This window comes from Rhodococcus sp. NPDC003318 (genome assembly GCF_042879035.1).
Lineage (GTDB): Bacteria > Actinomycetota > Actinomycetes > Mycobacteriales > Mycobacteriaceae > Rhodococcus_G.
This window is the reverse complement of the sequence record NZ_JBIAOU010000011.1, coordinates 166,888-180,433: the sequence shown is the minus strand read 5'-3', so window position 1 is coordinate 180,433 and position 13,546 is coordinate 166,888. Positions and strand designations below refer to the sequence as shown.

14 protein-coding genes are annotated in these 13,546 nt (G+C 70.7%); 6 read left to right on the top strand and 8 right to left on the bottom strand.

Annotation, left to right across the window (positions count from 1 at the left end; translation table 11 throughout):
* The first annotated feature begins 321 nt into the window (after window positions 1–321).
* Window positions 322–2,499, top strand: coding sequence for an RNA polymerase recycling motor ATPase HelR (helR, locus tag ACFYVR_RS18460; RefSeq protein ID WP_387475692.1), 2,178 nt, complete (start codon window positions 322–324; stop codon window positions 2,497–2,499).
* Between the two features lie 6 nt (window positions 2,500–2,505).
* Here the strand turns inward: helR and ACFYVR_RS18455 are convergent, their stop codons facing one another.
* The 5 genes from ACFYVR_RS18455 to ACFYVR_RS18435 all read right to left on the bottom strand — a co-directional run bounded on the left by ACFYVR_RS18455 (window position 2,506) and on the right by ACFYVR_RS18435 (window position 7,186).
* Window positions 2,506–2,661 carry a hypothetical protein gene (locus tag ACFYVR_RS18455; RefSeq protein ID WP_387475690.1) on the bottom strand — a complete coding sequence of 52 codons (156 nt, stop codon included), beginning with the start codon at window positions 2,659–2,661 and terminating at the stop codon, window positions 2,506–2,508.
* A gap of 13 nt (window positions 2,662–2,674) precedes the next feature.
* Complete coding sequence (gene hisB, locus ACFYVR_RS18450) at window positions 2,675–3,289, bottom strand: imidazoleglycerol-phosphate dehydratase HisB (RefSeq protein WP_387475688.1); 615 nt, start codon at window positions 3,287–3,289, stop codon at window positions 2,675–2,677.
* Window positions 3,286–4,440 (bottom strand): histidinol-phosphate transaminase, encoded by a 1,155-nt coding sequence (locus ACFYVR_RS18445; protein WP_387475714.1) that lies wholly within the window; start codon window positions 4,438–4,440, stop codon window positions 3,286–3,288. Before ACFYVR_RS18445 ends, hisB begins: the two co-directional genes overlap by 4 nt.
* A 20-nt stretch (window positions 4,441–4,460) precedes the next feature.
* The gene (gene hisD / locus ACFYVR_RS18440; RefSeq protein WP_387475686.1) at window positions 4,461–5,804 is read right to left on the bottom strand and encodes a histidinol dehydrogenase; all 1,344 of its coding nucleotides are present in this window, start codon (window positions 5,802–5,804) and stop codon (window positions 4,461–4,463) included.
* Window positions 5,805–5,935: 131 nt separating this feature from the next.
* Window positions 5,936–7,186, bottom strand: coding sequence for an MFS transporter (locus ACFYVR_RS18435; RefSeq protein ID WP_387475684.1), 1,251 nt, complete (start codon window positions 7,184–7,186; stop codon window positions 5,936–5,938).
* Between the two features lie 63 nt (window positions 7,187–7,249).
* On the opposite strand from ACFYVR_RS18435, the gene ACFYVR_RS18430 reads away from it, so the two are divergent.
* Window positions 7,250–7,933 carry a FadR/GntR family transcriptional regulator gene (locus ACFYVR_RS18430; protein WP_387475682.1) on the top strand — a complete coding sequence of 228 codons (684 nt, stop codon included), beginning with the start codon at window positions 7,250–7,252 and terminating at the stop codon, window positions 7,931–7,933.
* Window positions 7,934–7,952: 19 nt separating this feature from the next.
* Here ACFYVR_RS18430 and ACFYVR_RS18425 read toward each other — a convergent pair whose 3' ends face one another.
* Window positions 7,953–8,957: an alpha/beta hydrolase gene (locus ACFYVR_RS18425; protein ID WP_387475680.1), complete on the bottom strand. Its 1,005-nt coding sequence runs from the start codon at window positions 8,955–8,957 to the stop codon at window positions 7,953–7,955.
* Window positions 8,958–9,229: 272 nt separating this feature from the next.
* On the opposite strand from ACFYVR_RS18425, the gene ACFYVR_RS18420 reads away from it, so the two are divergent.
* The 4 genes from ACFYVR_RS18420 (at window position 9,230) to ACFYVR_RS18405 (ending at window position 12,550) form a co-directional block, all read left to right on the top strand.
* Window positions 9,230–9,703 carry an NfeD family protein gene (locus ACFYVR_RS18420; protein ID WP_387475678.1) on the top strand — a complete coding sequence of 158 codons (474 nt, stop codon included), beginning with the start codon at window positions 9,230–9,232 and terminating at the stop codon, window positions 9,701–9,703.
* Window positions 9,700–10,506, top strand: a complete 807-nt coding sequence (locus ACFYVR_RS18415) for a slipin family protein (protein WP_387475676.1) — start codon at window positions 9,700–9,702, stop codon at window positions 10,504–10,506. Before ACFYVR_RS18420 ends, ACFYVR_RS18415 begins: the two co-directional genes overlap by 4 nt.
* A gap of 71 nt (window positions 10,507–10,577) precedes the next feature.
* Window positions 10,578–11,873, top strand: coding sequence for a glycoside hydrolase family 1 protein (locus tag ACFYVR_RS18410; RefSeq protein ID WP_387475712.1), 1,296 nt, complete (start codon window positions 10,578–10,580; stop codon window positions 11,871–11,873).
* Window positions 11,874–11,917: 44 nt separating this feature from the next.
* On the top strand, window positions 11,918–12,550 hold the full coding sequence (locus ACFYVR_RS18405) for a LysE family transporter (protein ID WP_387475674.1): 633 nt from the start codon (window positions 11,918–11,920) through the stop codon (window positions 12,548–12,550).
* Between the two features lie 7 nt (window positions 12,551–12,557).
* On the opposite strand, the gene ACFYVR_RS18400 is transcribed toward ACFYVR_RS18405, so the two are convergent.
* Both ACFYVR_RS18400 and ACFYVR_RS18395 read right to left on the bottom strand, forming a co-directional pair.
* The gene (locus tag ACFYVR_RS18400; RefSeq protein ID WP_387475672.1) at window positions 12,558–12,968 is read right to left on the bottom strand and encodes a VOC family protein; all 411 of its coding nucleotides are present in this window, start codon (window positions 12,966–12,968) and stop codon (window positions 12,558–12,560) included.
* A gap of 105 nt (window positions 12,969–13,073) precedes the next feature.
* Window positions 13,074–13,418 (bottom strand): tail fiber domain-containing protein, encoded by a 345-nt coding sequence (locus ACFYVR_RS18395; RefSeq protein WP_387475670.1) that lies wholly within the window; start codon window positions 13,416–13,418, stop codon window positions 13,074–13,076.
* Window positions 13,419–13,546 lie beyond the last annotated feature (128 nt).

Genomic DNA, 13,546 nt, shown 5'->3' with positions numbered 1-13,546 from the left:
ACATCTCCATCGACATGCCCCTCGAAGGCGGCGGCGCCGTCGTCGGCGACAAGATCACCATCACCCTCGAGATCGAGGCCGGCCTCCAGGCCTGAGCCTGCCGAATTGCCTGAGCCTGCCGAATACCAGAAGCGCCCTGCCGCAACCGATCCCGGTTGCGGCAGGGCGCTTCTCGTCGGTCCGACACGGACTGTGATGCAGGGAGAGCATTCCCTTCCACTTTCAACTTATAGCGCACCGGGGGGCTTGCGGCAAGGCCCCGTCGGTGACGCAGAATCGCTGACCTGACCAAGGCAACGACGGAGAAAGTGGGGGTCGCGTATGCGTGCACCGGGTGTCGAGCATCGGATCGGAGCGGACGGGGTGAGCGCGTTCGACCTTCCGGACCGCCTCGCGCCGAAGGCCGACCCGGCGCTGATCGGCGACGACGAGCGGTACTTCGCCGCGGTCGCGGACAGCCTGGCGAAGTCGATCGCCGACCTGACCCGTCGCATCGATGCGGCGCGGAAGGCGCCGGGTCGTCTCGGCCGGGAGGTGATGGAGCGGGACCTGGCGGTCCACCAGCTGGGTGCCGAGCTGCGCGCCCTGCGCCGGTACGGACTGGACCTGTGCCTCGGCCACATGGTCCCGGCGGACGGCTCCGACCCCGTCTACATCGGCCGGCTCGGCCTGCTCGACGCCGAGGGCAACCAGCTGCTGGTGGACTGGCGTTCGCCGGTGGCCGAGCCGTTCTTCGGAGCGACCCACGGCAACCCGATGGGCCTGACGCGCCGCCGCAGGTATCGCTGGACCCGCGGCCGCGTCAGCGACTACTGGGACGAGGTCTTCACTGCGGACGGCGCGGAGCGCGGCGTCGCGCTCGACGACCAGTCCGCCTTCATCGCCGGCCTCGGCAGCAGCCGGTCGCCCCGGATGCGGGACGTGCTCGGCACCATCGCGGCCGATCAGGACGCCGTCATCCGCGCGGGTTCCCGCGGCGCGCTCGTCGTCGACGGCGGGCCCGGCACCGGCAAGACCGTCGTCGCGCTGCACCGGGCCGCGTACCTGCTGTACTCCGACCCACGGCTGCGGCACGGCGTGCTGTTCGTCGGCCCGCACGAGCCCTACCTGGCGTACGTCGCCGACGTCCTGCCGAGCCTCGGCGAGGAGGGCGTGCAGCTGTGCACCCTGCGCGACCTCGTCGCCGAGGGAGCCGATGCGCCGGCGGAAACCGATCCGGAAGTGGCCCGGCTGAAGTCGTCCGCGGACCTGGTGCGGGCCGTCGACGCCGCGGTCCGGTTCTACGAGCAACCACCCACCGAGCCGATGACGGTGGCGACGGACTGGGAGGACATCGCGCTCACCCCGGACGACTGGGCCGAGGCGTTCGGTGCGCCCGAACCCGGAACACCGCACAACGAAGCGCGCGAACAGATCCGGGAGCTGCTGCTGACGATCCTGACGGACAAGGCGGGCGGTCACGTGTCCCGCGAGCAGCTGCGGCGGTCGCTGCAGCAGAACGAGGAACTGCGCACCGCCCTCGACAACGCCTGGACCCTCGTCGAGGCGGCGGACCTCGTCGCGGACCTGTGGTCGGTCCCCGCCTACCTGCGCATGTGTGCCCCGTGGCTCGGCCCCGAGGAGGTCCGGGCCCTGCAACGTCCGAATGCCACGGCGTGGACGGCGTCCGACCTGCCGATCCTCGACGCGGCGCGGCAGCGGCTCGGCGACCCTCAGGCGTCGCGACGCCTGCGGCGGCGACAGGCCGCTCTCGCCGCCGAACGCGAGCAGCGGTCCGCGGTGATCGACGACCTCGTCGCGTCCGACGTCCACGCCGGCGGCGAGGGCCTGATGACGCAGCTGCGCCAGCAGGACCTGCAGGAGATGCTCGTCGACGTGGACGCGCTGCCGACCACGGAGCCCGACCTGCTGGCCGGCCCGTTCGCGCACATCGTCGTGGACGAGGCGCAGGAACTGACCGACGCGCAGTGGCAGATGTTGTTGCTGCGCTGCCCGTCCCGCAGCTTCACCATCGTCGGCGACCGCGCCCAGGCCAGGCACGGGTTCACCGAATCGTGGCGGGACAGGCTCGAACGGGTGGGCCTGGACCGCATCGAGTCGGCGTCTCTCGGCATCAACTACCGGACACCCGAGGAGGTGATGGCGGAGGCGGAGCCCGTCATCCGCGCCGCACTGCCGGACGCCAACGTGCCGACCTCCATCCGCAGCAGCGGCGTTCCCGTGGGGCGCGGCGACGTCGCCGAGCTCGACGCGATCCTCGACGCCTGGCTCGCCGACCACGACGACGGGGTCGCCTGCGTCATCACCACCCGTGAGGTCGCGGACCGGGAGTGGCCCCGGGTCCGGTGGCTGACCCCGGATCTCGCGAAGGGGCTCGAGTTCGATCTCGTCGTACTGCTCGACCCCGACACGTTCGGCACCGGCATCGAGGGGGCCGTCGACCGCTACGTCGCGATGACCCGCGCGACGCGGCAGCTGATCGTCCTCACCAGCGCGTGAGGACGATCAGATCAGGCGCAGGATGCCCCCGGCCGCGGCGAGGACCGCGACCGCCAACAGCACACCGGCACCGAGCTTGTTGTCGCCCCGCCACATCGAGTAGACGCCGCCGACCGCGAAACCGGCGATCAGGAACAGGACGTAGATGAGAACATCGCTCACGGTCTCTCGTCCCCTACAGGGCGCCCTTGGTGGAGGGCACACCCTTCACCCGCGGGTCCGGCTCGACCGCCTCGCGCAGCGCGCGGGCCACGGCCTTGAACTCACCCTCGGTGATGTGGTGCTGGTCGCGGCCGTAGAGCACCCGCACGTGCAGGGCGATGCGGGCGTTCGAGGCGATCGACTCGAAGACGTGCCGGTTGATCACCGTCGCGTACGGCACGCCCGGGTAGCCACCGATCACGCTGTGCAGCATGTGTTCCGGCTCGCCGGTGTGCACGCAGTAGGGGCGACCGGAGACGTCGACGGCGGCGTGGACGAGGGACTCGTCCATCGGGATGAACGCGTCGCCGAACCGGCGGATGCCCTTCTTGTCGCCGAGCGCCTGAGCGAGCGCCTGCCCCAGCACGATCGAGGTGTCCTCGACGGTGTGGTGCGCCTCGATCTCGACGTCACCCTCGGCCTTGACCGTCAGGTCGAAGCTGGCGTGCGCACCGAGAGCGGTGAGCATGTGGTCGAAGAACGGGACTCCGGTGGAGATGTCGACGATGCCGGTGCCGTCGAGGTTCAGTTCGACGGCGATCGAGGACTCCTTGGTGGTCCGTTCGACCTTGGCGATGCGGTCGGTCATCGGTTCTCTCCCCGGGTGAGCTCGGTTGCAGCGATCTCGTCGCTGGCGGCGATGAAGGCGTCGTTCTCGGACGCGAGGCCGACGGTGGCCCGCAGGTAGCCGGGGATGCCGACGTCGCGGATCAGCACCCCGCGGTCCAGGTAGGCCTGCCAGGCGCGGGCGCCGTCCGTGAACTCGCCGAACAGGATGAAGTTCGCGTCCGACGGGATGACGTGGAAACCGGTGTCGGACAGGGCCTTCGACACCCGTACCCGTTCCGCCGCGAGGGCGTGCACGCTGGCGAGGGTCTCGTCGGCGTGCCGCAGCGCGGCCCGGGCGGCGGCCTGGGTGACCACCGACAGGTGGTACGGCAGCCGCACCAGCAGCAGGGCGTCGATGAACGCCGGTGCCGCGGCGAGGTAGCCGAGGCGACCGCCGGCGAACGCGAACGCCTTGCTCATCGTCCGCGACACCACGAGCTTGGTCGGGTACTCGTCGATCAGCGTCAGCGCGCTCGGCGCCTCCGAGAACTCCGCGTACGCCTCGTCGACGACGACGATCCCCGGAGCCGCGTCCAGGAGCAGGCGCAGCGACGCGATCGGGATGCTGTGCCCGGTCGGGTTGTTCGGGCTGGTGACGAACACGACGTCGGGCCGCTTGTCCACGATCGCGGCGACCGCGGCGTCGACGTCGAGCGCGAAGTCGGCGCCGCGCATCACGGGCAACCAGGTGGTGTCGGTGCCGTCCGAGATGATCGGGTGCATCGAGTACGACGGCACGAAACCCATGGCGCTGCGGCCGGGTCCGGCGAAGGCCTGCAGCAGCTGCTGCAGGATCTCGTTGGAGCCGTTGGCCGCCCACACGTTGTCGACGGTGACGGGCACGCCGGTCTGCCGCGACAGGTACGCGGCCAGATCCGTGCGCAACGCGACGGCGTCGCGATCCGGGTAGCGGTGCAGTTCGCGCGCCGCCACCCGCACCGACTCGGCGACGTCGTCGACGAGTGCCCGGGTGGGCGGATGTGGATTCTCGTTCGTGTTCAGCTGGACGGGCACCGTCAGCTGCGGGGCGCCGTACGCGGACTTGCCGCGCAGGTTCTCCCGCAGCGGCAGGTCGTCGACGGTCACCGCTGCGCCGGGCACGGCGCCCGTCTCGGCGCCGCTGCCGGGCAGGGCGCCTGCCTGCGCGCCGCTCACCGGAGGCTCTCGAAGCGCAGGCGCACGGCCTCACCGTGGGCGGGCAGGTCCTCGGCGTTGGCGAGGTTGATCACGTGCCGTGCCACGTCCTTCAGCGCCGACTCGGAGTAGTCGACGACGTGGATGCCGCGCAGGAACGTCTGCACGCTCAGACCGGACGAGTGCCGCGCGCAGCCGGCGGTCGGAAGCACGTGATTCGAGCCGGCGCAGTAGTCGCCGAGGCTGACCGGCGCCCAGGGGCCAACGAAGATCGCTCCGGCGGATCGCACCCTGCCGGCGACGTCCGAGGCGTTCTCGGTCTGGATCTCGAGGTGTTCCGCGGCGTAGGCGTTGACCACCCGCAGGCCGTCGTCGATCGAGTCGACGAGCACGACACCGGACTGGCTCCCGGCCAGTGCGGTGGCGACGCGTTCGCGGTGCTTGGTGAGCTCGAGCTGCGCGGTCAGGGCGTCGTCGACGGCGTCGGCCAGCTCGGTGGAGGTGGTGACGAGGACGGAGGCCGCGAGGACGTCGTGCTCGGCCTGGCTGATCAGGTCCGCGGCGACGTGCACCGGGTCGGCGGTGTGGTCGGCGAGGATCGCGATCTCGGTCGGGCCGGCCTCTGCGTCGATGCCGACCAGGCCGCGGCACAGCCGCTTGGCGGCGGTGACGTAGATGTTGCCGGGTCCGGTGATCAAGTCCACCGGGGCCAGTTCCGACGCATCCTGGTCCGTGTCGGTGCCGCCGTACGTGAGCAGCGCGACGGCCTGCGCGCCGCCGACCGCCCACACCTCCTCGACGCCGAGCAGCTCGGCCGCGGCGAGGATGGTCGGGTGCGGCAGTCCGCCGAACGCGGCCTGCGGCGGCGACGCGACGACGAGGGACTCGACGCCGGCGGCCTGCGCGGGAACGACGTTCATCACGACCGACGACGGGTAGACGGCGTTGCCGCCGGGCACGTAGAGACCGACCCGCTCGACCGGCACCCACTTCTCCGTCACCGTGCCGCCGGGGACGACCTCGGTGGTGGTGTCGGTGCGGCGCTGATCGGCGTGCACCTTGCGGGTCCGCTCGATCGCGACCTCGAGCGCGGCCCGCACGTCGACGTCGAGTTCCGCAAGGGCGCGGGTCAGTTCGGCTCGCGGCACCCGCACCCGGGCGGGGCGGATCCGGTCGAACTTCTCCCCGAACTCGAGCGCGGCCTCCGCGCCGCGGTCGCGGATCGCCTCGACCACCGGACGCACCTGATGCAGCACCGAGTCCACGTCCACTCCGCCGCGGGGCAGGGCCGACCGGAGTTCGGCGACGGACGGGGTTCGACCGCGCAGATCGACGCGGGCGAGCTCGGTGCGGGCAGGCATGGGTGTCCCTTCAGGAAAGTCGGTGTTCGCGGTCGATCGTCTGATCACCGGTGTTCGGAGGGATCATCGGATCACCGACAATTATCCAGGATAGGCGCTACGGGTTTTCGCTCAGCGTCCCGGCTTTTCGGTCAGCGCCGCGGCGAGGTGCGCCCGGTCACCGCACCGAGCACCAGGATCGCGGCACAGAGCACCGCGCCGAGGACGCCCAGGACGGTCACCGCGGTCCCGGTACCCCAGGCGGTGATCGCCACCCCGGCGGCGAGGATCGGCACGGCCAGCCCGACGTAGCTGACCACGTAGAAGGCAGCGAGCACCCCGCCCTGGGAACCCGGAGCGTGCACGACGACGGCCGCGTTCACACTGCGCAGTCCCCCGGCGAACGTCAGCCCCTGACCGGCTCCGACGACGGCGGTGACCACGAACAGCAGGGCGAGAACGGGCTCGCGCGCGACGACGGCCAGCCCGAGCATGCCCACGACCAGGACCACGAGTCCGGTGCGTTCCGCGCGACGGGCGGACAGCCTCCCACTCACCGCCTGGGCGGCGACCGAACAGACCATCACCAGCGAGGCCGCCGCGGCGCCGACCACGAGATTGCTCACCCCGAGCTGACCGGTGATCCAGGACGGAACCACGGCCTGGAACAGCCCGACCCCACCCCAGGACAGCCCGACCGCGATCGTGGAGAGCCAGAACGTCCGCCGGATCGCGGCCGGGATCGCCGGAAGGCGGACCAGCGGCGCGGACCGGTCCCGGAGGCCGCGGGGCAGCAACGCCACGGCGATCACCGCGGGCAGCAGTGCGACGAGGAAGACCACGAAGGGGGTCTGCAGCGGATGGGGCAGGTACTGGGCGACGACGCCGCCGACGAGGGGACCGAGTCCGCCGCCGAGTGCGCCCCCCGCCGAGGAGACCAGTGCGGCGCGTTGGTGGTCACCGTCGGGTTCGTAGTCGACGAGCGCCGCCGTACCGGCCGCCGAGACCGCACCGACCGCGATGCCCTGCGCGATCCGTCCGAGAAACAGCCAGACCGTGGCGTCCGCGAACGCCATCGTCGTCGCACCGACCACCCCGGCGGCCGCCGCGAACCCGAGCACCGCGCGCCGCCCGAGCGCGTCGGAGAGGGGTCCGAAGAGCAGCAGTGACGGAATCATGCCGACCACGTAGACCGCGAAGATCGCGGTCTGCACGGCGGCGCTGAACCCGAACTCCGTCCGGTAGAGGCCGTACAGCGCGCTCGGGATGTTGGCACCGACCAGCAGCACCACGAGGAGGTAGGCGACGCCGTGGAAGTTGCGGCTGCGCCACCGGACGGGCGCAGGCGAGGCCGAGGTGGGTAGGACGGGCGGGACGGCGACTGACCGGGACGTGGAGACCACTCCTTCAAATTGGTAGGACGTCCCACGTAGGGTATCGCATCGACAGCGTGCCACTATGGTCGAGTGGCAGTGGTACAGCGGGGAACCGCCTATCAGCAGTCCCTCGACTGGCTGCGCGAACGCATCGAGTCCGGGGACTGGGCGATCGGTGACCGCATTCCGACCGAACCGGCACTGATGGCCGAACTCGGAGTCGGGCGCAACACCGTGCGCGAGGCGATCAAGACCCTCACGTCCACTGGGATACTCGAAATCCGCCGCGGCTCAGGCACTTTCGTGCGCGCCCGCACAGACATCGGTGGCCTGCTCGGACGATCCGTCGACCCGGCCGAACTCCTGCACGCCTTCGAGGTACGGCGCGCGCTGGAACTCGAGGCGATCGCCCTGGCCTGCGAGCGCCGGACCGACGCCGACCTGGCCCGGATGCGCGCCGGACTCGCCGGGCGGGACGCCGCCGACGCCGACGAGACCGCGTTCACCGACCACGACCTCGACTTCCATCTGGCGATCGTCGCGGCCGCGCACAACCCCGTCCTCTCCGATCTGATCGGGGCACTGCTCGAACCGATGCGCGCGACCTACGCCTTCACCGAGGGAGTGCACAGCCACGACCTGGCCGCCGACCAGCACCGGGCCGCCCTCGATGCCGTCGAGGCCAGGGACCCGGTCGCGGCGGTCGCAGCCGCCCGCGGCTACCTCGCGCTGACGCTCGCCGCGGTCCGCACCCGCGCGGCGGACCGACGGTGATCGCCGGGACGCGACGGGCTCACCCTGCCGCCGCGGGCCGCTCCGACGCGCGGGTGGCCTCACGGACGAACTCACCGATCCGGGCGACCGCCCGTGCCGCCTCGGGCAGGATGTCGGCCGCCGCCTGGAAGACGTGCACCTGCCGATCCCAGACTTCCAGCGTCACCGGCACACCGGCCGCACCGAGACGCTGCGCCATCAGCTCCGCGTCGGCGTAGAGCATCTCGGTGGACCCGACCTGGATCAGCACCGGCGGCAACCCGGCGAGCACCGCGTCCACCGGCGACACCGTCGGCGTGGGCCCGTCGGCCCGGCCCGCGATGTCGGCCAGGGTCAGCAGCACCGAGCGGGGAATGAGGGGGCACGCCGCGCCCTCGCGTCGGGCCAGCTTGTTCGCCGGATCGAGCTCGGTCAGCGGCGACAACGCGACCAGGGCCGCGGGCTGCGCCAGACCCAGCCCCTCGAGGGCGAGCGCCGTGGCGAAGGTCAGGAAACCGCCCGCCGAGTCGCCCGCCACGACGATTCGGTCCGGCGGGTATCCGCGGTCGAGGAGCCAGCGGTATCCGTTGACGCAGTCGACGATCGAATCCGCGATCGGGTGCCGCGGCAGCATCCGGTAATCGACGGAGAGCACCGACGCGTCGGCGGCGGCGGCGATCCGCAGCGAGAGGATCCGGTGGGTGTTGAGCCCGCAGGTCAGAAAGCCCCCACCGTGCAGGTAGAGGATCGCCGTGCCCGCCGGGGCGCCGTCCGAGTCGACGCCGGGGCCGCCGCGCTGCCACCATTCGGCGTCGCAGTCGTCGAGCCGGATCCGGCGCTTGCGGACCCCCCGCGTGGGCTGGAGGATGCGGGCGGACATGTCGAGCAGACCCGCCGGCCACAACGGCCCCGGGTAGCGGCCCCACACGTCGAGGACGGGTTTGACGGCGACGCGCATGGTGTGGGCGAGCATCTGCGAGCGGAGACTGGCACCGGCCACGAACTGCGGCTCGACGGCGACGGCGACGGGCGCGACCGCCGCCACGGTCCGACGCCGTGGGCGCCGTGACGTTGGCGAATGTCCTGATGACTGCTGTGTTGTCATCGTGAGCTCCTGGCGAGCACGAGCGAACTGAGCACCGACTACTTACGTCCCGACCGCGCTGCCTCCGAAGTTCACGGGCAGCTGATTCATGGTACGTGACTTACAACACATTTACGAGCTGGTAACACGACGGCCGTCAGCCGGCAACCTGTGGCAGGCCGAACCGGACGGGATTACCGTGGACACCGAAAGCGTGAGGTTGGAGCTGTGTGATGGCGACGATCGGCGTGGTGGCCGTGGTCCTGGGCCTGGTGATGATCCTGGTCGAGGCGCACGCGCCCACGGCCGGGGTGCTCAGCGGAGTGTCTGCACTGCTGATCGGCGCCGGAATCGCGCTGCTGTTCCTCGCCGACGGATTCGCCGAGGCGGTTGCCCTGCCGATCGCGATCGCGGTGGCCGGGGTGGGGATGGTGGGTGCGGTCGCGCTCGGCCGGACAACCCTCACCGCCCGCCGCAGGCCCGCGCGAGGCGGACCCGCCGGACTTGTCGGACACCGCGCGACCGTCAGGTCGTGGGACGGGCCCACCGGCCAGGTACGGGCCGACGGCGGGCTCTGGATGGCGCGGATCGAATTCGGCTATCCGGAGACTCCCCCGCCCGCCGCAGGCGAATCGGTGGTGGTCGAATCGGTGCGGGGCCTGACCCTCGGCGTTCGGCGCCGGGAACCCTGGGAGGAGCTGCCGTGACGATCCTGCTGACACTGCTGGTGCTGCTGACGATCCTGGCTCTGGTGATCCCGGGCACCGCGATCCGGGTGTTGCGCGAGTACGAACGTGCGGTGGTGTTCCGCCTCGGCCGCGCGCAGGGGGTGAAGGGCCCCGGCCTGGTGCTGCTGATCCCGGTGGTGGACCGGATGGTCCGGGTGGGTCTGCGGACGGTGACGCTGAAGATTCCGGTCCAGGAGGTCATCACCCGCGACAACGTGCCGGCGAAGGTGACCGCGGTCGCGTACTTCCGCGTCCTCGACGCCGACCGTGCGGTGATCGAGGTGGAGGACTTCCTGGCCGCCACCAGTCAGATCGCGCAGACGACGCTGCGTTCGGTGCTGGGCAAGGCCGAGTTGGACACGCTGCTGTCCGATCGCGACCGGGTGAACGAGGACCTGCAGAAGGTCATCGACCAGCAGACCGAGCCGTGGGGCGTGAAGGTCACGACCGTCGAGATCAAGGACGTGGAGATCCCCGAACGCATGCAGCGGGCCATCGCCCGGCAGGCCGAGGCCGAGCGCGAGAGACGCGCGAAGGTCATCAACGCCGAAGCCGAGTTCCAGGCGTCCGCGAAACTGGCGGAGGCGGCGGCGGTGATCTCCCGGAACCCGACCACGCTGCAGCTGCGCTACCTGCAGACACTGCGGGAGGTCGGCGGGGACAACAACTCGACGGTGGTGTTCCCGCTGCCGATCGACCTGGTCCGCCCCTTCCTGACCGCGGGCGCCGACCCGAGCGCGGTGAACGGACAGGCGTTCTCCGGGACCACCAACGCGCCGTGACGACCGGAAATGTCGGTCGGATCGACCGTGCCGACACCCCGGCTGCCCTACCCTGCCTGACCGTGACCCGGATCACATACACCCTCGCCCTCCTCGCAGCCCTCCTCGCCGCCCAGGTTCTCGCACCCGACGCGGCCACGGCCCGGACCGGCGGGATCGTGCCGCTGGGTCCGGGCTTCGAGTGGGGCGTTGCGACGTCCGGCTTCCAGGCGGAGGGGCCGCCACCGGACAGCAACTGGTCGCGGTACATCGCCGCGGGCCGGACCGACGACCCGTACGGCTCCGGACCCGACTTCCGGCACCGGTACGCCGAGGACATCGCGAACGCGGCAGCGATGGGTGTGGACACCTTCCGCTTCTCCGTCGAGTGGGCCCGGGTCCAGCCGACACCGGACGGGTGGGACGACGCCGAGTTCGCGTACTACGACGACGTGGTCCGGCTGATCCGCGCGCACGGGATGCGCCCGATGATCACTCTGGACCACTTCGTCGTCCCCGGATGGGTCGTCGACCGCGGGGGCTGGACCACCGACGCGACGATCGGGTCGTGGCTCGCCAACGCGGAGAAGGTGGTCGGGCGGTACGCCGGCCGGGACGTCACGTGGATCACGTTCAACGAACCGACCGTCCTCGTGCAGAAGGAACTGACGTTCGGCGGGATCTCCGTCGCCGAGGCGCCCGCCGCGCTCGACCGGATGGTCCGGGCCCACCGCGACGCCTACGACCTGATCCACCGGATCGATCCGGGATCGCGGGTGTCGAGCAACGTCTCCTACATACCGGCGGCGATGGGCGCGGTCGACGCGATGTTCACCGACCGGGTGCGCGACAAGCTCGACTTCGTCGGGCTCGACTACTACTACGGGGTCTCCCTGGACAACCTCACCGCCGCGGCGGCGCTCTCCGACGCCTTCCACGACATCCGACCACAGCCCGACGGGATCTACCACGCTGCACTGCATTTCGCACGGAGGTATCCGGAGCTGCCGATCTTCGTCGTCGAGAACGGCATGCCCACCGACGACGGCGCGGCGCGACCGGACGGCTACACCCGCTCGGACCACCTCCGCGACCACGTGTACTGGTTGCAGCGTGCGAAGGCCGACGGCGTCGACGTGATCGGGTACAACTACTGGTCGATCACCGACAACTACGAGTGGGGCAGTTACCGCAACCGATTCGGTCTCTACACCGTCGACGTGCTGACCGACCCGACACTGACCCGGCGCCCCACCGATGCGGTCGCCGGCTATCGCGAGGTGATCGCCGGCGGGGGCGTTGCCGCCGACTACACCCCGGTCATGCCCGACTCGGTGTGCTCGCTGGTCGATCCCCCTGCCAGTTGCGTCGCGCCGACCGGCAGCTGACTGCGCCGGTCGGCTCCCCGTGACCCGGCCCTATGCTCGGTCGGGTGAGTTGGCAGGTCTGGTTGGGTTTCCTCGGTGCGGCGTGGATCATCAGTCTCTCGCCCGGCGCCGGCGCGATCGCGTCGATGTCGTCGGGAGTGAATCACGGCCTGCGTCGCGGCTACTGGAACATTCTCGGCCTGCAGCTCGGGCTGCTGCTGCAGATCCTGATCGTCGCCGCCGGGGTCGGCGCGCTGCTCGCGTCGTCGGCGCTGGCGTTCACCGTCGTCAAGTGGTTCGGCGTCGCCTACCTCGTGTACCTGGGTGTGCGGCAGTGGCGGGCAGCGCCGACCGAGATCGACCCGGACGCGCAGAAACCGACCGGGACCGCGCTCGGGATGGTGACCCGCGGTTTCCTGGTGAACGCCGGCAACCCCAAGGCCGTCGTGTTCATGCTGGCGGTGCTGCCGCAGTTCCTCGATCCCACCGCGCCGCTGTTCCCGCAGTACGCGATCATCGCGGCGACGATGGTCTGCGTGGACGTGATCGTGATGACCGGATACACCGGGCTGGCGGCGCGGGTGCTGACCTACCTGCGCTCGGCACGCCAGCAGCGCGTCACCAGCCGGGTGTTCTCGGGCCTGTTCTTCACCGCGGCCGCGTTCCTGTCGCTGGTACGGCGAGCGGCCACTCTCTAGCAGTCGATCACGCCCCGCCGGCGACGTTCACCATCCAGCCGACACCGAACTTGTCGGTGACCATGCCGAATTCGTCGCCCCACATCTGCTTCTCCAGGGGTACGGAGACGTCTCCGCCGTCGGAGAGCGCCGCCCACCACGCGCGGAGGTCGTCGGCGTCGTCGCCGCTCAGGCTGACCGCGAAGTTGGTGCCGGGCTTGTGTTCCATGCCGGGTGGGGTGTCGGCGCCCATCAGGGTGAATCCCTGTGGGGTTTCGAGCATGGCGTGCATGATCAGATCCGCGCCGGGCGCGTCCTTGTCGCCGAACTCACCGAACGTGTTCAGGGCCAGTTCGCCGCCGAACACGCTCTGGTAGAACTCCATTGCCGCGCGAGCATTGTCCGTGAAGCTGATGTACGGGTTGAGACGAGAGCTCATGTCGATGCTCCTCGGGTCGACCGAACAGTGGCCTGGCCCACACTAGTGCGCTTCGAACCCGCACGCGGGGCGGTGACCGAATCGGTCGGTGCGGGAACGAACCCGTCACCCGTTCGTGAGGTCCACCTCCGCCTCGAGCGCAACGACCCGGCGCTGCAACGCCTGGATGCTCGCCATGCACACGCCGAGGGCGTCGATCGGGTCGATCCTGCGGTTGGACGAGCCGAGCCCGAACGCCGTCGCGAAGTCCTGCGCCATCGGACCGAGGTGCCGGACCGACCGATGGTCGAAACCGTACGTCCACGTGCTCACCGGCAGCTCACCGAGCCGGTCCAGTACCTCGTCGGCTCCGGTCGGCACATCCACGTCACCGAGGCCGCGCCGGCGGGTGACCGCCGACCGCAGCCACGCCACCGGGTGCCGGGTGCGGGCGACGACCTTTGCCCGCACCCGTCCCTGCGACGTGTCCGTCCAACGCCCGCTGTCAGTGTGCGAGTCGACGGACATCGTGCTTGACCGACGCGTCACTGAGAAGCAGCCCGACACCGAGCCCTATCACGCTGAGTCCGACAGAGAGC

What these genes read in the sequence shown, in the direction of transcription:
- hisD (WP_387475686.1), bottom strand. Translation starts at nt 5,804, where the DNA reads ATGCCTGCCCGCACCGAGCTCGCCCGCGTCGATCTGCGCGGTCGAACC.
- ACFYVR_RS18400 (WP_387475672.1), bottom strand. Translation starts at nt 12,968, where the DNA reads ATGAGCTCTCGTCTCAACCCGTACATCAGCTTCACGGACAATGCTCGC.
- hisB (WP_387475688.1), bottom strand. Translation starts at nt 3,289, where the DNA reads ATGACCGACCGCATCGCCAAGGTCGAACGGACCACCAAGGAGTCCTCG.
- ACFYVR_RS18420 (WP_387475678.1), top strand. Translation starts at nt 9,230, where the DNA reads ATGGCGACGATCGGCGTGGTGGCCGTGGTCCTGGGCCTGGTGATGATC.
- helR (WP_387475692.1), top strand. Translation starts at nt 322, where the DNA reads ATGCGTGCACCGGGTGTCGAGCATCGGATCGGAGCGGACGGGGTGAGC.